We start from the raw sequence: 24,319 nt of genomic DNA, 5'->3' as shown, positions 1-24,319 counted from the left end.
GGGCTCAGCGGAGCTAAATACGCCATAGATAATCATTACGGTGTGTGAACAGTAATGTTCATGGTTATTTCATGCGGTTATATTTAAGATTCAAGGTTCAAAATTTAACATTCAAGATTTCGGGTTTTATACAATTTTGAATTCTAAATCCGAAATTTTGAATTACTTTACGGCATACGCCATTAAGGTATCTCCATGCCGGACGTACATCACACCTTTGTGTATTACAGGATGTGCCCAATGTGGTCCCGTTCCCATGGTAACAGGAAACTGGCTGACCATATCGAACTTTTCAGGCGTTATCCGGACAAGTGCTAATTCCCCCTTTTCCGAGTAACAATATAGCATACCATCTGCAGCAATGATCGCTCCGGTAGCAATGGTTTTATCTTTATATAACTGTTCGCCTGTTTTCCAGTCGACACAGTACCAGCTACCTTTTTTGTAATCGCCTGCGCCATAGGCATACCCTCCTATCTTCAGCATGTGTCCTGTTCTGGAATCAAGATCGACAGAACTCCATACTTGTTCTATATTTTTTCCTCCGTCTTTCAGCCGCAACATCACGGATCCTACACCATAACTACTTGTACAGAGTAACATATCGTCCCCATAAACCGGTGTGTTAGGATGTTCGAAAAAGCGATTCGTGAATGGGAAAGACCAGAGCATATTTCCATTCGAAATATCGATACCGACCACATGATGTCCTGTCATGGTAACGATCTGTGGAATCTGCTGATCATCCAGGTAAATAGGACAACAATAACTCGAGACATCACCTTTGGCTTCGGAACTCCAGATCAGCTCACCTGTCTTTTTGTTCAGTGCAACAATATTGTGTTCTTTCCCGCCCGGTGTAAAGATTAGTTTTTCTCCGACAATCAGTGGGGATTCATTTGTCCCATGCCTTGGCGGTTCAGCCCCGAAGTCGCGCATGCTTTTCTGCCATACGATATCCAGACCTGATTCGTCAAAGCAAAATAACTCACCATTACCACTAACCAGATATAAATATCCGTCATTGGGTATCACTGTACCACGGGCGCCATTGTGGCTGATTGTCCATTCAGTTCCGTATTTCTTTTTACCCAGCAGGTTACCATTCATATCAAATACATAAAGATATCCGATATCGCCTGTCATCCCGGTAATATATATTTTTCCCGAACTGATGGAAACCGAAGAATATCCCTCGCCTAAACCGTCATAGTGCCATAACAGGTCCGGTCCTTTATCATCCCACTTCTTCAACAATCCGGTCTCTTTATAAATCCCGGTACGGTCAAATCTCCATTCAATCACATCCTGTGCAGACAGGTTTAATGCGAAGAGGACGATCAGAGGAATAATTAACTTTTTCATATGGTTTAATTTAAAAATTCCAAGTTCCGGATTCAAAGTCAACATTGATTTTTCGAACATTGAACGTTGAATTTTAAAACGTTGAACTACTTGATGGCGTATGCCATCAAGGTATTTCCATGACGGACATACATCATGCCTTTATGTATTACAGGGTGCGCCCAGTGCTGTTCGGTACCCATGGTGATCTGAAACTGACTGACAATATCGAATTTTTCAGGGGTCGGCTTCACGAGCGCCATCTCGCCTTTATCGGTATAGCAATAAAGCATTCCGTCGGCTGTAATAATGTTACCTGCCGACAATACCTTTTCTTTCCATTTTATTTCTCCGGTTTTCCAGTCGACACAATACCAAAGTTTGTTTTTATAACCGGAACCCGACCCGTAGAAATAACCACCTGTTTTTATCAATGCACCCATCATATTGTCTAATTCTGGTAATTCCCAGACTATTTCCGCTTTACGTCCGCCGTCTGTCAGTCGTAACATGGTAGAGCCTTTATCCACACTCGAACACAAGACCATATTGTCGGAATAGATGGGTGTGTTCGCGTGTATGGAATTCTTATTGACGCTTTCATGCGACCATAACACTTTCCCGGTGGAGGCTTCCAATCCGACGATATTTCTGGCTGTTATCGTCACGATCAAAGGTGTTCTTTGATCTTCTATATAAAGCGGAGAGCAATAAGCCGATAAATCCCCTTTTCCGGGGCTACTCCATATCAGTTCGCCCGTGTGCTTATTCAATGCAACGATATTGTGTTCCTTTCCGCCCGGTGTAACAATGATCTTTTCCCCGATGATGAGCGGTGATTCATTGACTCCCCAGGCTATATTTGTTGATCCGAAGTCGTTGAAGATATTTCTTTTCCACAACACATCCAACTTGTTTTCATCCCAGCAAATCAAATCACCGATACCACTGACCAGATAAATCTTCCCGTTATCAATGGTTGGGGTTCCTCTTGTTCCAACATAGTTTACGGTCCATTCATCGCCATACATTATTTTATTCAACAGTTTCCCCTTGCTGTTAAATACAAATAAATGGCCCTTCCCATCCGAAAGACCCGTAACATATATTTTACCCGAAGCTATTGCAACCGACGAATGTCCTTCACCCAGTCCGCCGTAATGCCATAACATTTCCGGGCCGTTAGCGGGCCATGACTTCATCAGGCCTGTTTCCCTATAAATCCCCGTACGGTCGGTTCCGCGCCACTGGATGTTATCCTGTGCGGAAAGACTTAACACTGCAAGCGATAAAAGGATGAAGAATGATCTTTTCATACGGTTTTATTAAAATTCAAAGTTCAAAGTTCCGGGTTTTGCTTTAAACGCTGAATTTTTGAACTTTCAAACGTTGAACTACTTAATGGCATACGCCATCAGGGTATTTCCATGACGGATGTACATCATGCCTTTGTATATTACAGGGTGTGCCCAGTGCTGCTCGGTTCCCATGGTGATCTGAAATCTACTGACTATATCGAATTTTTCAGGGCTGGCTTTAGCCAGGATCATATCACCACGATCGGTATAGCAATAAAGCATACCGTCGTTGGCAATGACATTGCCCATGGCTAACCCTTTTTCTTTCCATTTGATTTCGCCAGTGTTCCAGTCGACACAAAACCAGAAACGGTTGCTGTCACCCGATCCGTAAACGTAATTACCTACTTTCACCATGGCACCGATCCGGTTGTCGAGTTCCTTGGAGAACCATGCTTCTTCGACATTTCTTCCGCCGTTGGTCAGGCGAAGCATGGTAGAACCCCTGCCGTAACCACTGGTACACAATACCATATTGTTGCCGTAAACCGGTGTGTTGGCATGTACCGAATAACGGTTTTTATTTTCGTGCGACCATAGTTTTTTACCCGTTGAGGCTTCAATGCCTATAATATGATTGGCGGTCATGGTTACAATCTGAGGTACCTGCTGGTCTGTAATATAGAGCGGAGAACAATAAGCTGCCTGGTCACCTTCGCCGGGACTGCTCCATATCAATGTTCCCGTATTCTTATCCAGGGCTACTACATTATTCTTTTTACCACCGGGAGTAGCGATCACCATATTGTCGATGATCAAAGGTGCTTCATTGAGCCCCCATTCGATATTGGAAGCATCAAATTCTTTCAGCAGGTTCTTTTTCCATACTACATTGAGGCTGTTCTGATCGAAACAGTACAAGTCGCCGACACCACTGACCAGGTATATCTTTCCTCCGTTGAGGGTGAGCGTACCGCGAGATCCGTTGTAGTTTTTATTCCATTCGGGACCATACTCTTTTTTATTCAGTAGTTTGCCTTTCATATCGAATACATAAATAAATCCTTTTCCGTCGGTCATACCTGTCAGGTAGATTTTCTCCGAGTCAATGGCAACAGAAGAATGTCCTTCACCCAATCCATCGTAATGCCATAACATTTTGGGTCCGTCGGCAGGCCAGGATTTTAGTAGCCCCGTTTCAGTATAGACACCGCTACGGTCATTCCGCCACTGAATGTTGTTTTGAGCGAAAAGGTTCAACGAAACGAGTAATGAGAATAAAAGGAATGGATACTTCATACAATTTTTATATTTAAAATTTAAGATTTAAAATTCAACATTTGAGGTTCCGGATTCTATTCTTGAATTTTGAATATTGAACCCGGAATCTTTATACTTTTTCAATGCATTTAGCACAAATGTAATACTATACAACTCTTCCGAATACCAGAGGCGGGAAAAATACAATCCGATCGGTTCGGGGCTGAACAATTCTCCAGACTGATATTTCCCGTAAAGGAAATCAAAGGCATGGCTCATAGAAGTTCCGGGGTCAAAGTTCCGAGTTTCAGGTTCCGGATTTTGCCCTGAACTTTGAACTTTGAATTTTGAACTTTGAACTTTTAAATTCCATACCGACAAAGCACTTAAAGCCCTTGCCGTCAGCGTAACTTTCGATCGTACGCCTTTCGCTCCCCCCCATCCGCCGTCTTCGTTTTGTACGGAAAGAATGTAGCGAAGACCTTTCTCCGCCATTTCACTGGCTTCCGGTTCGGAAGATGCGGCAAGGTATTCCACTGTCATGGTGGTTCCATATACCGACGAACGTTCATCTTTGGCATCCTGATCGCCAAACCATAGAGGCGTCCATGATCCGTCGGAAGCCTGTATTTTCTGCATCCATCGCAACATGCGGCGTTTACTTTTTTCGCATTTCTTTTTCAGGTCTGCGGGCAATACCGGCATCCATAATCCAAAAGCCAGCAAAGAATGAGCCGATATATCGGGACTGCTCCTATCAAAAGGAAGTTTGCCCCATCCTTTGCAGAAGGTCGGCATCCCGCCGTCGCTGTTTTGCAATGCGAGGAGCCATTCTATTCCCTTTCCCACTTCCGGACAGTAGACCCCGTCCTGCAAAATATGAAGGGCCACCAGGGAACCGGAAGTATCGTCAGCATCGGGCACCGCTCCTGGCAGATCACTCCATGCCCATCCACCTTCCTTAGCACCGGTAAAGGGATGTTTAAATGCAAAAGCATTTCGTTTGATGGTTCCGGACAATGCTTGCTTATCGGTGATATCATCATCCAAAGCCCGGATGCTTAAAATAGTAACCCAGCTGGAGAGATCAGTGTCGATGGGCCATGCACCGTCTTCACGTACTGTATCAACCAGAAATTTGGCAGCTTTCTGTGTGGCGATGTGCTCTTTGTAACCGGCACCGCTCATACACATGGAAACAAAGGCAGTGAGGGGCGCCGCTTCCAGAAATCCTCCGTTATCGGGCTGCAATTTGACCAATACTTTTAATGACTTATTGATAAAAGACTTACGAATGGGTGATAAGATGTTTTTCTTTCCCTTTTTATAACGGAGTATCCCGACAGCGATAAGGGCTGGTATGGCATAACTTACTACGGGAAGCCGGAAAAAACGGAACAGGCGTTGAGGAAGCACGGATACTTCGAAGGGTAACTGGGGGATCTTATCCCAACCGGATATAATATTTGCCAATGCACACATGACCAGTATCGGGGCGGAGAAAGTCAGATCCTTACCGTAATAGGCAAGCACTCCGTTAATGATATGCTGATCGCTCGATCCTCCGAATTTACCGGTCAGATATTCCTTTGTTTCTACGGGAGGAATATCCAAGGCGCAAAGGGAGGCGTAACTGAGCAGTGTAGCGGTCATGTTTGAAGGACTCTCAATGGTATCGCCCCACGAACCGTCGACATGCATGGTATCTTTCAGCCATTTCGCCCCCTTTTCGATATAGGGTTTGTATTTATCCTTATCGATCATGTACAAGGCAAACACCGACACGGAAGTGGAAATGGCGCTCGATGACAGCTTTCCCCGCCATAATGCGCCGGGATCAGCCTGTTTTGCCAAAAGCTGTTTCCGCAAAACGTCTATCATTTCATCTATTCGTTCATCCTTCATATCTATACTTTCTTCCAAGTGATCGATATTTTTTGTTATCTACCTATTTTAACTTTTTGATTGAGTTGCTTTCAAGTAAGGATTTCATTTGAGTAATAGCAACTTTATTCAGTTCAATAAGTCTTTCTTTTTGCGGTAATCCCTGACGGATAAGCAATGCATTGATACTTTCCATATTACTCAAAACAACCAATTGTTCCAATGTCGCATAATCTCTGACATTTCCGTTCTTATCTGGATGATTTTCCCGCCATTCTTTTGCTGTAATGCCGAAAAGGGCAACATTCAACAAGTCGGCTTCGTTGGCATAAACAAAACTTGCCTGTTGTTGTGTGATTTTTTTTGGCATCAGATTTTCTTTAATGGCATCGGTATGTATATGATAATTTACTTTGGCTAATGTGCGTTGTAAGTTCCATTCCAATTTCAGACGATCATTCTCATCATCTTTTAATCGTTGAAATTCGTTAACAAGATAAATTTGAAATTCAGGACTTAACCACATGGCAAAGTTAAATGCAATGTCTTTATGTGCGTAAGTGCCACCATAGCGTCCTGCTTTTACGAGCATGCCAATAGCCTTTGTCCGGTCAATCCATTGCCCTACAGACATAATAAACCGATTAGTGCCTGCTTCACGTTCAATTACCCCGAATTCGGGGTAATTAAAATCAGGGTTATTTATATTTTCCCAAACTGCCAGATATTCCAACGTGTTTTTATTAGTTATCCATTTACCAATAAGCCCGCTCCCTTCGGTAAAACCAGCCGTCATATCAGTCAAGCTGATAAAATCGGCTTCATTTTGCATGATAACCATTATGGTTGATTCCTTTACCTGTAGCGTTCTTCCTTTTGCCATTTCCAACTAAATTATGAATGTTCCCAACGCTTTAGCGTTCTTTTCTACCAATGATACGCTCTTATAATCTATTATTTTTAATTCTTATCGCTTAATTATATTTAATTGTGGCGAATTCGCCATAATTAAAATCAGGATTGCATATATTTTCCCTTATTCCGAAATATTCAACTGAATTTCGGTTTCTAAACCAATCGGAAATAAAAAATCTCCATTTCTTGCTTTTACCATATCCGTTAAAGAGATATAATCGTCCTCTTTTATCTTTCATTTTCCACTTTCCATTCTCAATTCTCAATTAAATTATGCTTCCTAATGCCAACAATCCGTAAAACGTGTATTCCACGTCGCTCCTCTCTTCAACCAGCGTGGCTGAAAATCCACCTGAGTCCAGCCAGTGCGCTTCAATGAAATCTGCTCCGGCATATTTTGGCTGCACGCCGTAGCATTTCAGCATAAAAAGTGATGTAGCTGTGGAGAGAATATCAGGAACAGGCGCTTCTTTTGCTGCACTGAAACCACCGGATTCATCCTGGGATTCCCGCAGATAATCGATATCTTCATTATGCTTGTAACCCAATAGTTGTCCGGTCACGGCCAAAGCTGCGACAGTTGCATTTATACCGGGTGAGGTTCCATTCTTCATATTGGAATAACCGCCTCCCGGAACATGATAACTTTTCAATGATTCCAGAATTTCAGCTTTATCCCTGATCTTTTGTCCGGTATCTTCCTGTAAGGACAAGCATATAAAACGGGTATAGGGCGATTGCGGATCATTATGGGGTAAATCCGTAAAATCCTGTATTTCCTTTATTTTTGTTGGAGAAGAGAAAAGCGTTTTCAGTAGAAATCCAGCTTTTCCTTCAGTCATCAGCTTTTGAATCATCCGGCACCGCATGAATGCGGCATAGTGGATCAGATCCATCGCCTGAATATTTTGTCCGGACAGATATTCTTCCATTTTATGGTGATCGAGGCGGATACCTAATATGTAGGACAACATCCAGCCAAATAGGGTGTAGTAAATATCGGGCTTTCCGCTTTTATCCATAAAACTGTCCTTTTCCGTCCGCTGTGAATCGACAAAACACGAAATCCTGCCGAGTGCCTCCGCTCCCAGATGCTCTCTCCCTTTTTGCAGGGTCTTAAAAAGTTTCATCGAAATCGTCATTAAAATTCAAGGTTCAAAAATTCATCGTTCCGAATTCAAAGTTCAAGGTTCAAAGTTGATCGAACCCTGAACTTTGAATTCGGAATTTATTTTAGTATTCTTTTTGTAACACGGAACAAAAGCCTTTTTAATTCGATGTTGGTCAAGTTTTGCAATGCTTCGAATGCAGCACGCTGATACTCTTCTGCCATCTGTTTTACCTGATCGATGGCTTCCTGTAGCTTCACTTTGTTTTCGGGAAGATTCAGGAAAACTTTCGGTTCGTTGCCCTGCAGAAGGGATTCGGTAAAATCGCCGGGATATTGTTCGCAGAGTACGGCCAATACGGCAGAAGGCCTCAAGGCCAACGGTTCGTCCGTCTGATAATCTTCTATATCATCCACCAACTGATAGGCTATACCCAGTGCCCGGGAATACTGATGCAAAGTATGGCGCAATTGTTCGTCATCGCCGGCACTGATCAATCCCTGTATCAACGCTACATCAAAGGCAGGAACGGTTTTGTTGCAAAAAATATCCAACACGAAATCCATAGTCAACGAACGCGGCGATCTGCTCCATTCCAATTCCATACCCTGTCCCCGGCATAAAGAGATATGCGCTTCGGCAGCTACCTTCAGTAGTTCCATATTATTACACTGTGTCAACAGCCGGTATCCTTCACCCAGCAATATATCCCCGACATTTATAGCAATAGGAACACCATGCGCAGCGTTTACTGTCTGCTTTCCGTAACGATGATGATCGTTGTCCTGAATATCGTCATGCACCAGAGACGCTTTGTGGAAACACTCTACGGCAATTGCCGCCAGTTGTACTTCTTCAGGTATATTCTCGTTTCCTTTCATGGCCATATAAGTGGCTGCCAGCAGATACGGCCGCCATCGTTTTCCTTCACCCTGCATCCATTCGTGGGCTACGGAAGTGGTATGGTCCAAAGCAGGAGAAAGTTTTGCATCAAGGTTTCCTTTTGAGAACCATCGTTTTATATTGGATTTCAGATGATCATAATCCAGCAGTTTTGCTTTCTTTCCGGATTGCATATGGATCATCCTGCTGACATATTCATCATCGACTTGGGTGTTTTTACATCCCGATATGTTCAAAGGTATGGCCAGACCGGGTACGGCATTATTGATCAGTAAAGGGAATGCTTTTTCGAGTGAGTCAAGGCATCCTACGCCAATCACCGTATCTACGGCTCCGCTTTCAATCAATCCGACTACAGATGTAAATCCCTCGGCCACAATACTCATCATACCCAGATCTTCCGCTTCATCCTGCAGGTTGGGAATAGAACAGTTGTTGCAGCGATGGCACAAGAGTCCGAATTCATCTATCTCGGCCCGACATTTGGATGAGTTGCTCAAACATTTGGGAAGTAGTAATATGCGTTTTTCATAAGGGATAGATGCAACGGTTTCCTGCCAAACACAATTATTGATCTCTACCATGATCCATCCTTTCATGGCAGGATCCAACGCTTGTTCTTCAATGAATAAACCGGATAAACCGGAAAGAAGTTCCATCGATAACGGCGGGATCAATGACCGGTCTTTCACAAAAGACATGATCTGTTCCCGCAGCGTGTCACGTTCTTCGTGTGTGGGGGGTACAGTATATATCTGCTTTTCCAAAGTATGTTCCAATATATCAGCCATAAGCACCAAAACCAAAAAAGTACTTCTTCTTCATTAACCGGTATACGGTATTCTGTTCGGGAATTTCTTCCCCTTCCATATTATGTCCCGCTACAGGTGTCATTTTTTTATATTCTTCCAGTACGGTTTTCCTGCTTGTGGTATCGACAGCCTGATATTTTTCAAGAAACCGTACCATCTTCTGCGGATCTTCCAGAAGAATACATCCCCGGGAACTTTCCGCCGTCATTTTGCGCAGATCTGCAAGGAACTCGGATTTTTCAAAGATATCCGCAAGATTTGAAGCGTCTTCATTAATAAAATCTTTTGCAAGCTGTAACGGAGGGCAAAATTCCACTGCTCCCGATGGAGATATATGATGACTCATCCCCGTTGCTCCGGGACAAAGTGCATTGCCCTTGTCATCCCAATAGGTTTCGATGATAAATAACGGGGCGCTCTTCCGTTGTTCGACCATAAACTTGCGGAATTCCCGGATTTGTTCCTTATCCAGTGCGTTCTCCGGCTTCGGATCGGCACCGACAGGACGATACAAATAATACCACAGGTAATGTGCGCCCTCTTTCGCCAGCAATTCAATATATTCGCGGTTCACCAGGTCATTATAATTGCTCTTGCAGATGCTTGCCGCCGCGCCGAAAATAAGTTTTGCTTTACGACAGGCACGCACTCCGGATAAGGTCCGTTCGTACACATCATTCCTGCCGCGTCGTGCATCGCTTTCCTCTTCCAGCCCTTCAATGCTGATCAATGGGGTAATATTCCCCATTTTTTTGAGACGCATGGCCACTTCGTCAGTGAGCAATATCCCGTTAGTGAACAATTGAAAATAACAATCGGGATGTTTCTCCAATACATCCAGTAACCCATTGTACATTAAAGGTTCACCACCCAATATCCCGAAAAAATAAGAACCTTTTTTCTTGCTGGCTGTGATGATCCCATCAAGTTGTTGGTTGCTGAGTGACTTTTTACCAGCACCCGATACCCAGCAGCCGCTACATGTCAGATTACAACTTTCAGTAACCGAAATCATATTAAAAGCCGGAAAGAAAGGTTTTCCTTTTTTTATCCTTTTATCGAAACGGCTGATATTCCTCATGCTCTGCCATCCGAAATTGTACATAAATTTCCACACCAACCGTGGCGTAGAAGTCCTTGGAACCCTCAGGGCGGCTTTAAAGGTGGATGTATATTCTTTTAGATTCAAAATTTAAAAATTCAAGATTAAAAATTCCGGATTCAATGTCTCAATAATCTTGAATTTTGAATCCGGAATTTTGAATTTATTTTTTTAATAACGAAACGCTTGCCCTACGCTGTTGCAGACGTGTCCGGAGTGCATCAGCATACACGGCTTTCATATCCACGGATACGATTTCCTCATCTTCTAGTCCGCCATTGATCGGTGATTTTTCATATTTGGGAAATATGACAGCCTTGGAAGGACAGATACGTGCGCATGCAGGACAATTATTCTTGCAGTTTTGCGGTTGTTTTACCTTTACCTCCCCTTCTTCAATCTCATATACCCCGAAAAGACAAAAATCATGGCATTGCCGGCATTCACTACAGCGATCCTTGTCAATGACCGGATACCATGCGTCGGTTCCCGTTTCCACAGCGAATGATTGGATTTCTTTTTCTGCCGCTTCTTTTCCCGGAACATCCCCCTGCCCTGAAAATGATACATTCAACCGGGCAAAAATATCCTGTGTATCATGATTCCGGATATCCAGTGTTTGATGCGGTACAATACCGAACTTATGGAACAGGGAATGAATGGCTCTCGGATAACAGGCCAGAATGATCGAAGAAGCCAGGTCTTCGACATCTGTCGAAGGTTGCATCATCTTTTTACACAGGTCAGGCTCCACAGTCACATCATAACCATCGTTCCTAAATACAGAGGCCAATACCGACACTTTGTCCCTATCGATAAACGAACGGGAAACACAGGAACATATGGTCATTTTTTTGTTTATATCACTACCCAAAAGATATGTATTAGTGGTTTTATTGCAACAAATATAAATAGATAAAAGTAAAGTTGAAGGTATGAATTACCGAAAACGAAAAAACATGGCGTAAAAGCGAAAAATATCCGGATAACAATTGAGGGTAAAATATCAGATCATTCAAAACATGGACCGAATGTTGATAAAAAAACGGTTAAGAAAAATTTTCTTAACCGTTTTTTTATCATGACGGTATTTTCAGAATAGATTATCAGTCATTTATACAATCTTGATATTCGTGATATCTTTCTTTCCGGAACCTTTCTGGAATTCAAAAGATACCATGTTGCCTTCCCTAATACCGGCAGGACTGTTTTTGATATGGAAGAAATATTTTTCCGTACTCTCCAGATCCTTTATAAAACCATAACCTCTGGCACTGTTGAAATATTCCACTTTTCCGTTGCGAATAGTTTCCTCTTCGGCTTTTTTGGGAACGGAGATAGCAATATCTTCGACATTGATCTCTTCCTTTTCTTTGACCTCGGGAGGTGCATCAGAAAGCATTCCATTTTCATCAACGTAAGCGATCATATCATCAAATGATTTGCTTGGAGACATTTTTCGCTCTTCTTTCTTTTTCTGTTTTTCAAGTCGTTTGGATAATTTCTTTTTTTCGTTTTCCCTTTTATTGAATGATGCGGGTCTTGCCATTTATTATTTTTATTGGTGATTATTCGAACTACCGGAACTTACCATATTAAGTTTCCTTCCGGTCAGCTTTTGTATATCTCTGATCATTGACTTTTCATCCAGCGAACAGAATGAAAAGGCTTTTCCCGATTTACCGGCCCTTCCTGTACGGCCTATACGATGTACATAAGTTTCAGGTATATCAGGAAGGTCATAATTGATAACAAGAGGTAATTCATCGATATCGATACCTCTCGACACTACATCCGTAGCAATCATCACACGTGTTTTTCCTGTCTTGAAATTGGCAAGTGTCCTCTGCCTTGCATTCTGTGTTTTGTTACCATGTATGGCCTCACTTCCTATTCCTGCACGACATAACGAACGTGCTATTTTATCAGCCCCGTGTTTTGTACGTGAGAAAACAAGTACGGATTCTTTCCTGTTCTTTTCCAACAGGGATATCAATAATTCACCTTTTTCTTTCTTCTCTACGAAATACACAAACTGTTCAATAGTATCCGTAGAAAATGGTTCGGGAATTATCTCAATTTTTACCGGATCATGCAGAATGGATTGTGAAAGGGAAACGATATCGGGTGGCATGGTTGCTGAGAAAAACAATGTTTGTTTTTCAACAGGCAATTGTTGCATTATCTTCCGGATGTCCCTTATAAACCCCATATCCAGCATCCGATCAGCTTCGTCCAAGACAAAGTGCCTGACTTTATCCAGATGTACATATCCTTGATTGATCAGGTCGAGCAATCGTCCGGGAGTGGCAATCAGGATGTCTATCCCTTTTGCCAGCATATTGATCTGGGGGTTTTGATTTACTCCTCCAAATACCACACCGTGTTTCAGATGAGTATACCGGGCATAAGAGGTAAAATTATCGCTTATCTGCAAGGCAAGTTCCCTGGTAGGCGTCAGGACCAAAGCCTCTATGCTCCTACCCTTTCCCCTGCTTCTTTGATTCAAAAGGTTTTGTATCACAGGGATTGCAAAAGCGGCTGTTTTCCCTGTTCCGGTACGGGCACATCCCAATAAATCCCGGTTTTGGAGAGCTACCGGAATGGCTTTCTCCTGTATGGGTGTCGGTATGGTGTACTCTTTTTCAATTAATGCCTTTAATACAGGCTCTATAATATTTAATTCTTTAAATGTCATACTTTATTTTGTATTTACTCAATATGAGTAATGTTATTATTATGTAAATCCAAACATTCTTTTGTAAGGATTTATTCAAACATAAATACATAGGCATGAGACCGTCTTTATAATGTCTCATCTTTATCCATGTTCTATGATGCAAAATCGTTCTGAGATGTTTTGTACAAGATTATTTTTGCATGGAAAGAAAGTACCTTTAAATACTTTTCTTTACACTGCTGATTTTATGGTAAGGATAAATATACTCTCATCTGCACGACAGATACACCGAGTTCCTTAAACCTGAATTATGTTTTCCCCTATTGATAATCTTCCTGCTGCAATTACAGGATATTTTTGACTCTTTATTTACTATGATGGTCACTTGTGCTACTTCAGTGATAAGTTGCCCTAGTGATTATTCCACATCTATATTCCGGTTCCTTTTAGAACCGTGGAGTTTTTGATCGATGAAAGGAGAAAAACCAATGGTTTTCCTCCTTTACCTTCACTTTTTAATACCTGCTCCAGGAGTTACTACGGCTATTGTTACCGTATTGCCTCCCGTTGTTCCTGTCGTTGTTTCTGTTTTCTGTCCTTGGCTTTGCCACAGATACATTGATGGTTTTACCGACGTATTCGGCTCCGTCTAACTCTGCAATAGCTTTCTTGGCCGCTTCCTCGTCGTCCATTTCAACGAAACCAAACCCTCTGGAACGACCGGAGAATTTATCGGTGATAACTTTGGCAGATGAAACATCACCATACTCTGCGAAAATTTCATTCAAATCTTCGCTCTGAACCTTAAAATTAAGGTTCGAAATAAAAATATTCATAAAAAATGATTTGTGTTGAGTGCTTACAAAAAGAAGTGTGGGAAAATATAACTTAAAAAACAGTAGTAAGATATAAAGACTCAAAAACTTTTAATAAAAACTTAACTGATAAATAAAATATGGTGCAAAGATAATCTATTTTTTTGATTTTCTTTCATTTTTTTATTTTAAATATTTGATTCATGCCAATGTAGCCGAAACATCTTTTAAATACAACTCTAGATTTCAACAAAAATCCTGTAAATTTGTAGTGAAACAGGATTTTTAGGAATTTAAGGAAAAAAAGCAAAATCAACCAAGTAAAACAAACCGGTTCAGGAAGGATAAAAACATTATCAAACCTACTCAATCACTGCTTAGAAGTTCAGAATGTTATTCACCTTAAATTAAAGGATAAGTAGGGAAATCGGCTTTATGGAAGTATATGACAAAGTTATTTTCAAATAAAATCATTGAATTCAACCGGAATTTAGAGTATACAGGTGAATTACCCACTGGATTCCGGGTAATGAACCCTTACTGGGATAATCCCGAGACGATAGAGGTCATGGAACAATTTTACCGGAAGTATTACAATGATCCGAAACAACGTAGATTTATCATAGGAATCAATCCGAGCAGGCATGGTGCTGGTGTAACCGGCATACCTTTCACCGATACGAAACGCCTGGAAAGCGTTTGCGGTATCAAAATGAAATCCGCATATACCCACGAAATCTCATCTGTTTTTATGTATGAAATGATAAATGAATACGGCAGTGCTGAACATTTCTATCAGGATTTCTATATTAACTCCCCGTTTCCGTTAGCAATCATCCGGCAGACAAAAGACGGAAAATGGCTCAATGCTAATTACTATGACGATCCGCTGCTTTTTAAGATGACAGAAGACTTTATGATCTCTTCGTTAAGAAAACATACCAGCTTCGGGTTAGATACTTCCGAAGTCTTTGTATTGGGAATAAAAAATGCTGCTTTTATCGAAAAATTAAATAAAAAGGCAAAACTATTCAATCAGTTAACAGTGCTTGAACATCCAAGATATATACAACAATACAAATCCAAAGAAAAACAATTGTATATTAACAAGTATATCCTAACACTGAATAATTAAAGATGAGTACTTCCGTACAATATATTATTTATACATATTTGAAACTTCTAAAAACGTGAAGATTTCAGGAATAATTATCAGGATATGTACTTAGAACTTTAATTACAAGGGCTATATCCATCAAGTCTCCGATAATGACCCGCAATTTCAGATCAAAAGCGATAAAACAGGTCATTTTGCGGTCCATAAAGGATCGGCGGCTCTTACAAAAATAAAACGGTAATTAGAGTCCTGGTATTTTTAGACGATGTCTTTTCCGATGAATACATAAATATCAATGGGATCACTATTATCTCCCAATATCCGATTCACTCAAGAATAGAAATAGGATAGTTTCTTTTTTACAGCCATTTTTTCCTTTTGAAATAAAGATAAGGCAGAATGGCGCATAAAATTATGACGACTATGGCAAGCGGATACCCAAAAGCCCATTGAAGTTCCGGCATTACCTCGAAGTTCATTCCGTATATTCCGGCGAACAGTGTGGGTAATGCAATACATATGGTGGCTACGGTAAGTATCTTGAAGATACGGTTTTGCTCAAAATCCGTTTTATGATTGATATGGTCCTTCAGATCCCTGAGGCGTTCTAAATTGAACTGGATGTAATCAGATACCACCATCAGGTCATTTTGCTCCGCATTAATCATCTCCTCCATCGGCCCATCTTTTCCGAAATCGCTTTTCCTACATAGGCTGAATATCCGTATGGCTTCATTCACAGACTCTTTTATCAGCAAATTGTTAAAGCTGTACTTGGTAATTAGATTCATTTCTTCATCGGAAAAAGTATTCTCAACCAGCACTTTACCTGCTATATTTTTGATCTTCCGGGCAAGGTCTTCGGTGATATCTGCATAATAATCGGAAATAAATTCCAGGGGAAGTTTGGATATATTCATATTCGCTATCCGGAGCATATCTGAAAGTTTACCGGCATACAGCTCATTTAAGTATTCATCAAGAACGGAACTCATAAAAAAGAACAAACGATTGGCCGATACCATAAAGAATACCGGTTCTTCTACCATTTTCTTCTCATGGTTGTAATAGGGAATCGAAAAATGAAAAGATACCTGGTCTTCCTTTTCCAGAAAGTGGGAACTGATTTCAATATCTTCATAATGCGACATGATGGAGAAATCAAGTCCAAAATTTTTCTTCAGCCATTCGAGGTCCGTCGGGGTATAATCATGAAATTGGATCACCAAAAAATCCAATTTCTCATCGACTATTTCATCAACACTTTGTACGCTATATATTTCGTTGTTTTTTAATAACAGATCGATCATTGTGTATTCAAATTGAGGGTTCAATGCGTCGTAAAGTTAATCATATATGATTACCAACCTAAGGTTCAGATAAATTTGAAGTTACCTATGATGGGCTCACAGGAACAGATGTCGTTTTATAAGAATGGTAACAAAAGTGCATATCCGACGAATTGATTGGTATCAGGGTATTTTTTTTCTGTTGATAATTAATTCAGTATCAGGGAACAATTCACGAATTTTCTTGATTTCAGTTTCGGATACCTCACCTGATAAGTTCAACCTATCGATTTTTATCTGTTTCATTTCCTGTGGTATCTGTATTTTACCTGTAAAATCAATGGAAAGCTCCCTGATCTCTTCCATCTCCAATATTTCCTCCGGTACTGTACTCACCCGAATACTCATCCCACCACTCCATAAAGAAGCTTTCTCTCTTTCCAGCATTTTTTTTGTCCGATGGCTATCTTCTCCTTTTATCTTGACCAACCATCCGATTTCCGGCCTCAACGAATAATTTTCCGAATCCTGCTGTAATCCGATAAATCCGGCCCAAAACTGCAACGGAGTAACTATGGTCGTATCTTGAAATACTTCAATATATTTTACATCTACCTTGACTAACTCGGAAGGTAACCTGTTTACATTACTGATTGATTTCAGGTCATTTCGCCTGCCTTCTTTATCATAAGGGAAAAACTTAACGATCCAACCGTCTATTACGGTAGGAGAACCATATTGCTTTAAAGTATGGAATTTAAACATATTCCGCCAGAAACGTTTATCTATTTTCTTCTTTGATGCACGGACAAACTCTTCCAATAACGGTTCTATTTCATCGAGCCACCAGTCAAGGTTATATTTCCTTAAATATCGCGCCTTTTCCAAAAGCCTTTCCCAGTCTTCAGTAGTACCCTCTAATGTAACTTTCGGTATTCCGCAAATAATACGCATAGTAACAAATTCAAAATAAGGCTTCATGGATTCCATAATGGTAATTTCCGATGCTATCCTGGATACAGGATCGGTAGTGGAAAAATCCGAAGTAAGTATATCGACCAGAGAAGGTTCCTTTATATGTTCCCGGATCTGCTTCGTAAATTCCGGAAATATCTCTTCCCAACGGTGAGCGTCATCATCAAGTTTTACCTGATCATTACGGACAATCAAGGTGGTCTGGCCGGAAAAATCCACAAACCGGGAACGTAATTCTTCTGCATTATGGGTCACATGCCGTGCAAATCCCTGCGATATCAATAACCAGATCATATCGGGCGACAGGATAAATGGCCGGTGATCTGCATACGCGGCATACATTCCCTGGAAAAAAGGATGTTCTTTATATTCAACCAATCTTCCAACATGACTACTACGAGCAATTATCTTTCCCGTATCCGGTTTTGCCTGAGTGAAATCGGGAGATGCCAGGTTCTTAAAAACAGATTCCGTATCGTTCATCGGAAGTAAGTACCAGGGGGTTTTCAGATGCTCTATTTTGAATGTAACACCAGGATTAACAGCTATCATACTTCGGATAGTATCATTGGATATGTGGTGATTTTCCTCCCCGGAATCATTATTAATGGCATCCTTCCGGGAAGATATCTTCTTCTCTTGTTTCATTTTCTCTCGAACCGAACGGGAAATATTTTCTCCGGTATCTTTTAAGGTAATGAGTACTACTCCGTTTTTCCCTTTTCGACCATATTGATCAGTAGCCTCCTTCCCTTTCAAAATCTTGAAAGAAGCAATATGTTCGGGTGCAAGATGTTGTATAAATCCATTGGGTACCGGCTTACCGTTCACAATAACCAAAGCAGGACCGAAATCGCCCGGGAATACGTAGAACGAACATGTTACAAAAAATACAAAAAATACACATTTTAGGAAAAAAGATCTTGAATTGGTCAATAGTGAATCCTCCATATGATCAACGTTATATTTTTTTGCAATGTAAACAATAAATCAATTTTAAAAAAAACATTAATGAAAAACTTAGCGTCAGCGAGTAATGATGAACGAAATAATGGAGAATGGAGAATGGAGAATGGAGAATTAACAATGAACTTTGAATGATTAACTTTAAACAATGAACTAAGCGTAAGCCGTCATGAGCGTCAGCGAGTGATGAATATAAAATGAAAAGCAAAAAAGTTCATAAAGTTATAATGTTAAAAACTAATGTGTGGGATATCCAAACTTTATAAACTTTCTGACTTTCAAACTTTATAAACTTTCAAACTTTATGAACATTCATACTTTTCGACTTAAAATAATCAATCATCAATCATTAATGTCTCTGCTTTCTGACTTTCTAATCGAAAATACAATAAAGAAATATCTGAAAACTGGAATATATTTGCCGTAAATTTCAATTCATGGATCAAGCCAAAGTCAAGGGATATTTATTGGGTGCTGTTGCCGCGGCTACCTACGGCATGAATCCATTATTTGCACTCCCGCTATATAAAGCAGGGATGGATCCGGATTCGGTACTGTTTTTCAGATACCTGTTCGCCATTCCCATATTGGGTATCATGATCAAGGCAAGGGGACGGAGTTTCAATTTAAAACGGAAGGAGATATTTCCATTGATCGTAATGGGGATACTGGCTTCCACTTCCTCCCTGATGTTGTTCCAGAGTTATAACTACATGGATGCCGGGATTGCCTCGACGCTCCTGTTTGTCTATCCGATCATGGTAGCACTGATCATGGCATTTGGTTTCAGGGAGAAACTGACACTACAAACTATTTTGTGTATCCTCCTGGCATTGGGAGGTATCGCCCTGCTTTATAAAAACGGGGACGGAACGACCCTGAGCCTGACCGGAACACTCCTGGTTATGGTATCGGCACTTACTTATGCCATTTACATCGTAGGGGTCAACCAGCCGATGTTTAAAAATATGGCCACCCTTACATTGACTTTCTACGTATTACTTTTCGGATTAACCTTATTTTTAGTCCGGGTCGATTTCGGTAAAAGCCTGCATATTGCAGATAAATGGTACTTGTGGGGAAACCTGCTCGCATTGGCTGTTTTTCCGACTGCCATCTCTTTTTTGTGTACCACCAAGGCCGTTCAGTATATCGGCTCCACTCCGACGGCTATCCTGGGAGCTTTGGAACCGGTAACAGCCGTGTTCATTGGAGTGAGCATCTTTGGAGAGTCCCTGACATTCAGGCTGATCCTGGGGATCATACTGATCATTATGGCAGTAACTTTGATCATTGCAGGAAGCAACATCAAAACTTATATGGTACGTTTCAGGAAACTTTTCCCAAAACTACCGGTCAAAAAGCATAAAAACCGACAAAAAAAAGTATCACATTGATGTTCTGATAATCGATCAAAATAAGTTTGTATTATTCTTATTAAAGACGATTCGAAAAAGTCAAAATTAGCTTTCAGGGTTCAAGGTTCAAAATTTAAGATTCAAGATTGCCTTCAATAAACCTTTTGGAATTTTTAAAAGTTCATAATTCGTAATTCGTAATTCGCAATTTGTAATTCGTAATTTGTAATTCGTAATTCGTAATTTAAATACCGCATCGGGGTTATAGCTTTTTATACCTCTTTTCCCTGTTTTCTTCTTTTAGTATCCAATTACACACTCCTGAACCCGATCTACCATTTTGGTTACTTTTACCCTCCGAACAGCCCAGAAAAAAATTGAACCCAAATCTGATATTTCCGTTTCTGGCTTTCTCCGGGGTAAAAAATGCAAGTATATTATCACTTACGGCATAAAACTGGAAACGGTCGCCTCCGACCGTAATTCCGGCCCCTACATTTACAAATGAATAATTCATCAAGGAATAGCTGAGGGAAAATTGTGTATATCTTCCCGGTGAGGCAATCGCCTGGAATGATAATCCTGCAACCGGCCTCCCGGGATAAATATCTGTCCGGGCATTGATTCCAAGACTAATAAGATCGTTCACCGGTTTTACTACCCCGACATATATTTTAGGAGTGGTAAATGTCAAAAATCCGCTATTTGTATCAGTTACCTTCAACTGGTTTTTTAATGAGTCTTTCATCTCACTAAAAAAATCGCTGGAATTTAAACCGTCCGTAATATTGGCTCCTGAAAAGGTAAATTGTCCGTTTTGCCTGAACTTGCGTGTATCCTTACTCCAATACATCAATCCCAGATCCAGTATACTTCCGCTAAAAACCAGATCGCCTGTATGATAAACGAAACCGAAATCAAAAGCAATCCCCGGATTTTTAAACGTCAGTACAGCTGATGGAAACTTCACATCGCCCACATCAAGATCGGAAACATATCCGTCCACATCCCGGGTAATATCCAGTGGAAAAGAGGCATCGATCCCAAAATCCCAGTCCGCCGTAAAATCATAAGTGGTACTGTTACTGTCGATTACCATTTTCCCCCTTCTGGTAAAAACACCTGCCTGACCAAACAGGATTTTTGCATGAATGCCTATATCCAGGTCACGGGAAACCTCGCGTGCGATCCCAACGGATAATTCACGGTAATATACTGCATTTAAGCCGGGAGATTTTATTTTAAGAGGATTCCCTAAATGCTGTGTATTTCCCCGTGCAGCAAAATCAATTAGTTTTTTCGGATAAAAAGCTTTGACATCGACTTTTTCGGACCATGTAATATTGAGATAATCATCATTGGGCAGGTAAATACCGAAACTAAAGGGGGTATAATGAAATTCTGCAGTGACAAAATCAACGGCATGGAGTTGACTCACCAGTGATCCCAGGTCAAGGGTTTTGTCTTTCGATAAGTCGGCATAGTTGAATCCGGTGGAATTGGCATTCAGATGGATCGATCCCAGTAGCGGCAGACTGAAAAAGACCGGACACGGACTCATGATGGCTGGATTGACCACATTGCTTTGAGGATTCAGGTGCTGAAAAAACAAAGTATGGCTTTGCTGGGAAAATACAAATCCGATGGCAATAAAGCTGATACAAAAACAAATGAATACCCTTCTTATACTACTCATTTCAAGTCAATTGTAAAGTCGACATCTGTTCTTACCCCTAGTTGGCAGGTCAGCGAATAATCGTCGAACCGGTTGATGGTCTCCGGTGATATTCCTTCCAGGTATACGTATGATATAAAAGGACAATACTCTATCTGACGTAAGGTTTCAAGCCGTTTCCCGGTCATCTCCACATACGATTAGGCATATGATTCTTTCAATAGTTTTCCCGAAGAGTCGAATTCTCCCGGGGCAATATCCAAAGGTGCATCATGCCACAGTGAATCTAACCTGATCCCGGTATCATCACAAAAATAGACCTGAAGCTTTGCTTTCGCAGGAAATTGATTCCAGATATTCACCTTAAATGCGATTAATCTGACAGAGTCGACATTATCAAATATTTCCGATATACTGAAAGTAACAGAATCATGAATACTAATCACTTTATATCTGGCCCAGGAGGGTACATTCTCACCTATGTTTATTTCCGGTAAGCCTACAGGCAACAAATCTTTTTCGGTATTGAAAACTCCGGTACCAATGGAGAGGCTCAACGAAGGCGATATGGATACTTCATCAGGAAAAGAATCGATATTCCTGATGCATGAATGCAAATAAAAGACCGTAATCAGAAGCAGACAATAAGTAAAGGCTCTATGCATTAGTTTGGAATATTTTAATATTGAAACGCAAAGATGAGTGATATATTTTAAAAATATAACGAAAGGTGGAGGCAATTATAGATAACTTGTTTTCGAAAAATTACCGAACCGCATCCTATATCCTACAAATATAGTGAAAGCTGAAAACAGAATCAAACTTGCTTGAATTCTGTTGAAGCGCATCCTATATTCTACAAATATGAGACATAATACCCGTAAAATTATAAGTGGTATAGCTTCTGAAATATAACGGGTTGAATGTATATTTATACCTGCAAATATATAGATTTTATATGGATACCATTATTTATGCTGATCATTTTCAGTGATAATGATATACATGTAACCGGTTTACAGCTTTTTTCCTGATATGGATATATCAATACACAGTACAAATATATATGTCTATTTTAGAGTTTTTATCTTATTTTTGTATCTGTATTCAACAGCGACAGATGAAGATAACTGTGAACATAAGTGATATTCCTGATAGCACCACAATAACGGAATGCAGCCAAAAAGCGGCTGATCTCAAAGCAACCAACATTGCCGCAAACAATCGTAAAGTGCAACAATCACAGAGTAATCTGGATGATGCATGGGGCAACTTCGAAAATGCTTTTGTCGGAGAAATAAACGATACGGACGGTACAGGTGAAATCATGCTTGTGGATTGGTTCGCTACCCACGAACAGGCACAACAGACACTGAATAAATTTACCGAGACAGCAAAAGTGGGAGAAGTGAATATTCGGAAGCTTGTTTACAAAGGTAAACCCAAAACAACCAATACCAACGCTTCCGGCGGTGATTTCCGGGGAACCGGGGGTTCTTCCGAACCGGCAAAAAAGAAAGATAGTTTCTGGGATTGAACATCAAATATTAAAACTCTATGAAAAAGACGATAACTGTATTTTTATTTTTGCTTGCAGGCATCACTATGTTTGCACAGGATGAGTTACGGGCGCGCATGGAACTGAAAAATGCCGAAACGGCATATAGCGAAGGCCGTTATTCCGACGCACTGGAACATCTGGATAAAACCCAGGCATCACTAGGAAAATGGTCGCATCAGATCTCATACCTACGTATTTTGAGCCTGGATAAACTTTGCAACTACGATGATATGCAAAGCGCATATTTTCAACAATTACGAGAAGAGGTTAAGAAATATCTGGACTACAACCGTACCAATGCGGACAAAGCCGTGATGGAAAAAGTTGAAGAAGTGTATGCTGTGGAAGAGCATTTGAATAACGAATTGCATGCACAGGAAGCATGGGTCAAAGTCGATCAAACAAGTCAAACCGATCTGCGCGGATATCTTGCTTCATATCCCCAATCGGCGAAAGCCGGTATTGCCCATAACATTTTGAATGATATGCAGAAACGTGAAAACGATCTTCAACCTCGTGATACATGGGAACAAATCAAAGATACGGAAGATATGGCTGAATTGGAACGATTCATCCGCGATTATGCCGGTACACCTGAAGCACAGATTGCAGCCGGGCGTTTTAAATTAATTCGACTTGTTGATATGGTATTTGTGCAAGGGGGGACATTCACGATGAATAATCCTCCTCATCAGGTAACACTGAGCGACTTTTATATCGGCAGGTACGAAGTAACCCAAGCCTTATGGGAGCTTATCATGGGAAGTAATCCTTCGATAAATAAAGGGGATAATTTGCCGGTAGTAAATGTCACCTGGAATGCTGCACAAGAATTTATCGATAAACTCAATGACCGAACCGGGAAAAAGTATCGTCTGCCTACTGAAGCGGAATGGGAGTATGCCGCCCGAGGAGGAGTGAAAAGCAAAGGATATAAATACAGCGGAAGCAATAAAGCCAATGATGTTGGGTGGTATAACATGTCGGAAGGGTTAATTGACAGTAAAGAAATGCGCGAAGTGGGCAAAAAGCAACCCAACGAACTGGGTATTTTCGATATGAGTGGCAATGCTTACGAATGGTGCAGCGATTGGCACGGAAATTTGAACAGTAATCCCCAGGTGAATCCGAAAGGCCCGGATACTGGAACCCAAAAAGTGATTCGGGGAGGCAGTTCCAGATACCCCACTTCGACTTTGAGGGTTTCATTCCGAAAAAACAGCATGCTACCATTTTCCGAAATCAATATATCTGAT

At 40.9% G+C, this 24,319-nt stretch carries 22 protein-coding genes; 5 read left to right on the top strand and 17 right to left on the bottom strand.

The genetic code is table 11. The features are described 5' to 3' along the window. Nucleotides 1-162: 162 nt before the first annotated feature. The 12 genes from LBQ60_05215 to LBQ60_05160 all read right to left on the bottom strand — a co-directional run bounded on the left by LBQ60_05215 (nucleotide 163) and on the right by LBQ60_05160 (nucleotide 14,143). Nucleotides 163-1,365 carry a PQQ-like beta-propeller repeat protein gene (locus tag LBQ60_05215; GenBank protein MDR2037304.1) on the bottom strand — a complete coding sequence of 401 codons (1,203 nt, stop codon included), beginning with the start codon at nucleotides 1,363-1,365 and terminating at the stop codon, nucleotides 163-165. Nucleotides 1,366-1,451: 86 nt separating this feature from the next. Next, entirely contained in the window at nucleotides 1,452-2,660 is a 1,209-nt protein-coding gene (locus LBQ60_05210) for a PQQ-binding-like beta-propeller repeat protein (protein ID MDR2037303.1), read from the bottom strand. Nucleotides 2,661-2,738: 78 nt separating this feature from the next. After that, entirely contained in the window at nucleotides 2,739-3,941 is a 1,203-nt protein-coding gene (locus tag LBQ60_05205) for a PQQ-like beta-propeller repeat protein (protein ID MDR2037302.1), read from the bottom strand. A 27-nt stretch (nucleotides 3,942-3,968) separates the two neighbouring features. Further along, the gene (locus tag LBQ60_05200; protein ID MDR2037301.1) at nucleotides 3,969-5,825 is read right to left on the bottom strand and encodes a squalene--hopene cyclase; all 1,857 of its coding nucleotides are present in this window, start codon (nucleotides 5,823-5,825) and stop codon (nucleotides 3,969-3,971) included. Between the two features lie 25 nt (nucleotides 5,826-5,850). Beyond that, nucleotides 5,851-6,669 carry a KilA-N domain-containing protein gene (locus tag LBQ60_05195; GenBank protein MDR2037300.1) on the bottom strand — a complete coding sequence of 273 codons (819 nt, stop codon included), beginning with the start codon at nucleotides 6,667-6,669 and terminating at the stop codon, nucleotides 5,851-5,853. Nucleotides 6,670-6,967: 298 nt separating this feature from the next. Further along, a complete protein-coding gene (locus tag LBQ60_05190; GenBank protein ID MDR2037299.1) occupies nucleotides 6,968-7,831 on the bottom strand; it encodes a hypothetical protein in 864 nt (287 codons plus the stop codon). 98 nt (nucleotides 7,832-7,929) lie between these two features. Beyond that, nucleotides 7,930-9,504 (bottom strand): polyprenyl synthetase family protein, encoded by a 1,575-nt coding sequence (locus tag LBQ60_05185; protein MDR2037298.1) that lies wholly within the window; start codon nucleotides 9,502-9,504, stop codon nucleotides 7,930-7,932. Next, nucleotides 9,497-10,714, bottom strand: coding sequence for a radical SAM protein (locus LBQ60_05180; protein MDR2037297.1), 1,218 nt, complete (start codon nucleotides 10,712-10,714; stop codon nucleotides 9,497-9,499). Before LBQ60_05180 ends, LBQ60_05185 begins: the two co-directional genes overlap by 8 nt. Nucleotides 10,715-10,790: 76 nt before the next feature. Further along, nucleotides 10,791-11,477 carry a ferredoxin family protein gene (locus tag LBQ60_05175; protein MDR2037296.1) on the bottom strand — a complete coding sequence of 229 codons (687 nt, stop codon included), beginning with the start codon at nucleotides 11,475-11,477 and terminating at the stop codon, nucleotides 10,791-10,793. Nucleotides 11,478-11,741: 264 nt separating this feature from the next. Continuing rightward, the gene (locus LBQ60_05170; GenBank protein ID MDR2037295.1) at nucleotides 11,742-12,176 is read right to left on the bottom strand and encodes a cold shock domain-containing protein; all 435 of its coding nucleotides are present in this window, start codon (nucleotides 12,174-12,176) and stop codon (nucleotides 11,742-11,744) included. A 9-nt stretch (nucleotides 12,177-12,185) separates the two neighbouring features. Further along, on the bottom strand, nucleotides 12,186-13,325 hold the full coding sequence (locus LBQ60_05165) for a DEAD/DEAH box helicase (GenBank protein MDR2037294.1): 1,140 nt from the start codon (nucleotides 13,323-13,325) through the stop codon (nucleotides 12,186-12,188). Between the two features lie 497 nt (nucleotides 13,326-13,822). Beyond that, the gene (locus tag LBQ60_05160) at nucleotides 13,823-14,143 is read right to left on the bottom strand and encodes an RNA-binding protein (GenBank protein ID MDR2037293.1); all 321 of its coding nucleotides are present in this window, start codon (nucleotides 14,141-14,143) and stop codon (nucleotides 13,823-13,825) included. Nucleotides 14,144-14,567: 424 nt separating this feature from the next. Here LBQ60_05160 and LBQ60_05155 point away from each other — a divergent pair, with 424 nt between their 5' ends. After that, entirely contained in the window at nucleotides 14,568-15,257 is a 690-nt protein-coding gene (locus LBQ60_05155) for an SMUG2 DNA glycosylase family protein (GenBank protein MDR2037292.1), read from the top strand. 115 nt (nucleotides 15,258-15,372) lie between these two features. Beyond that, nucleotides 15,373-15,480, top strand: a complete 108-nt coding sequence (locus tag LBQ60_05150) for a DUF2945 domain-containing protein (protein ID MDR2037291.1) — start codon at nucleotides 15,373-15,375, stop codon at nucleotides 15,478-15,480. A gap of 118 nt (nucleotides 15,481-15,598) precedes the next feature. On the opposite strand, the gene LBQ60_05145 is transcribed toward LBQ60_05150, so the two are convergent. Further along, nucleotides 15,599-16,549: a hypothetical protein gene (locus LBQ60_05145; protein MDR2037290.1), complete on the bottom strand. Its 951-nt coding sequence runs from the start codon at nucleotides 16,547-16,549 to the stop codon at nucleotides 15,599-15,601. Nucleotides 16,550-16,711: 162 nt separating this feature from the next. Beyond that, entirely contained in the window at nucleotides 16,712-18,055 is a 1,344-nt protein-coding gene (locus LBQ60_05140; GenBank protein MDR2037289.1) for a DUF4419 domain-containing protein, read from the bottom strand. Nucleotides 18,056-18,906: 851 nt separating this feature from the next. Here LBQ60_05140 and LBQ60_05135 point away from each other — a divergent pair. Next, a complete protein-coding gene (locus LBQ60_05135; protein ID MDR2037288.1) occupies nucleotides 18,907-19,866 on the top strand; it encodes a DMT family transporter in 960 nt (319 codons plus the stop codon). Between the two features lie 223 nt (nucleotides 19,867-20,089). On the opposite strand, the gene LBQ60_05130 is transcribed toward LBQ60_05135, so the two are convergent. The 3 genes from LBQ60_05130 to LBQ60_05120 are packed head-to-tail and all read right to left on the bottom strand — an operon-like array spanning nucleotide 20,090 to nucleotide 22,167. Then, nucleotides 20,090-21,523: a DUF5723 family protein gene (locus LBQ60_05130; GenBank protein MDR2037287.1), complete on the bottom strand. Its 1,434-nt coding sequence runs from the start codon at nucleotides 21,521-21,523 to the stop codon at nucleotides 20,090-20,092. Then, nucleotides 21,520-21,690 carry a hypothetical protein gene (locus LBQ60_05125; GenBank protein MDR2037286.1) on the bottom strand — a complete coding sequence of 57 codons (171 nt, stop codon included), beginning with the start codon at nucleotides 21,688-21,690 and terminating at the stop codon, nucleotides 21,520-21,522. Before LBQ60_05125 ends, LBQ60_05130 begins: the two co-directional genes overlap by 4 nt. Nucleotides 21,691-21,702: 12 nt before the next feature. Next, nucleotides 21,703-22,167 carry a hypothetical protein gene (locus LBQ60_05120; protein ID MDR2037285.1) on the bottom strand — a complete coding sequence of 155 codons (465 nt, stop codon included), beginning with the start codon at nucleotides 22,165-22,167 and terminating at the stop codon, nucleotides 21,703-21,705. A 455-nt stretch (nucleotides 22,168-22,622) separates the two neighbouring features. On the opposite strand from LBQ60_05120, the gene LBQ60_05115 reads away from it, so the two are divergent. Next, nucleotides 22,623-23,039 carry a hypothetical protein gene (locus tag LBQ60_05115; GenBank protein MDR2037284.1) on the top strand — a complete coding sequence of 139 codons (417 nt, stop codon included), beginning with the start codon at nucleotides 22,623-22,625 and terminating at the stop codon, nucleotides 23,037-23,039. 20 nt (nucleotides 23,040-23,059) lie between these two features. Further along, a partial coding sequence (locus tag LBQ60_05110; protein MDR2037283.1) for a formylglycine-generating enzyme family protein occupies nucleotides 23,060-24,319 on the top strand: 1,260 nt, incomplete at its 3' end.

It is taken from the genome of Bacteroidales bacterium, from assembly GCA_031275285.1.
In the GTDB taxonomy this organism is placed as follows: domain Bacteria; phylum Bacteroidota; class Bacteroidia; order Bacteroidales; family UBA4181; genus JAIRLS01.
This window is presented reverse-complemented; position numbering and strand designations above follow the sequence as displayed.

What these genes read in the sequence shown, in the direction of transcription:
- LBQ60_05215 (MDR2037304.1), bottom strand. Translation starts at nt 1,365, where the DNA reads ATGAAAAAGTTAATTATTCCTCTGATCGTCCTCTTCGCATTAAACCTG.
- LBQ60_05210 (MDR2037303.1), bottom strand. Translation starts at nt 2,660, where the DNA reads ATGAAAAGATCATTCTTCATCCTTTTATCGCTTGCAGTGTTAAGTCTT.
- LBQ60_05205 (MDR2037302.1), bottom strand. Translation starts at nt 3,941, where the DNA reads ATGAAGTATCCATTCCTTTTATTCTCATTACTCGTTTCGTTGAACCTT.
- LBQ60_05195 (MDR2037300.1), bottom strand. Translation starts at nt 6,669, where the DNA reads ATGGCAAAAGGAAGAACGCTACAGGTAAAGGAATCAACCATAATGGTT.
- LBQ60_05190 (MDR2037299.1), bottom strand. Translation starts at nt 7,831, where the DNA reads ATGAAACTTTTTAAGACCCTGCAAAAAGGGAGAGAGCATCTGGGAGCG.
- LBQ60_05185 (MDR2037298.1), bottom strand. Translation starts at nt 9,504, where the DNA reads ATGGCTGATATATTGGAACATACTTTGGAAAAGCAGATATATACTGTA.
- LBQ60_05175 (MDR2037296.1), bottom strand. Translation starts at nt 11,477, where the DNA reads ATGACCATATGTTCCTGTGTTTCCCGTTCGTTTATCGATAGGGACAAA.
- LBQ60_05170 (MDR2037295.1), bottom strand. Translation starts at nt 12,176, where the DNA reads ATGGCAAGACCCGCATCATTCAATAAAAGGGAAAACGAAAAAAAGAAA.
- LBQ60_05165 (MDR2037294.1), bottom strand. Translation starts at nt 13,325, where the DNA reads ATGACATTTAAAGAATTAAATATTATAGAGCCTGTATTAAAGGCATTA.
- LBQ60_05160 (MDR2037293.1), bottom strand. Translation starts at nt 14,143, where the DNA reads ATGAATATTTTTATTTCGAACCTTAATTTTAAGGTTCAGAGCGAAGAT.
- LBQ60_05155 (MDR2037292.1), top strand. Translation starts at nt 14,568, where the DNA reads ATGACAAAGTTATTTTCAAATAAAATCATTGAATTCAACCGGAATTTA.
- LBQ60_05145 (MDR2037290.1), bottom strand. Translation starts at nt 16,549, where the DNA reads ATGATCGATCTGTTATTAAAAAACAACGAAATATATAGCGTACAAAGT.
- LBQ60_05140 (MDR2037289.1), bottom strand. Translation starts at nt 18,055, where the DNA reads ATGATAGCTGTTAATCCTGGTGTTACATTCAAAATAGAGCATCTGAAA.
- LBQ60_05135 (MDR2037288.1), top strand. Translation starts at nt 18,907, where the DNA reads ATGGATCAAGCCAAAGTCAAGGGATATTTATTGGGTGCTGTTGCCGCG.
- LBQ60_05130 (MDR2037287.1), bottom strand. Translation starts at nt 21,523, where the DNA reads ATGAGTAGTATAAGAAGGGTATTCATTTGTTTTTGTATCAGCTTTATT.
- LBQ60_05125 (MDR2037286.1), bottom strand. Translation starts at nt 21,690, where the DNA reads ATGACCGGGAAACGGCTTGAAACCTTACGTCAGATAGAGTATTGTCCT.
- LBQ60_05120 (MDR2037285.1), bottom strand. Translation starts at nt 22,167, where the DNA reads ATGCATAGAGCCTTTACTTATTGTCTGCTTCTGATTACGGTCTTTTAT.
- LBQ60_05115 (MDR2037284.1), top strand. Translation starts at nt 22,623, where the DNA reads ATGAAGATAACTGTGAACATAAGTGATATTCCTGATAGCACCACAATA.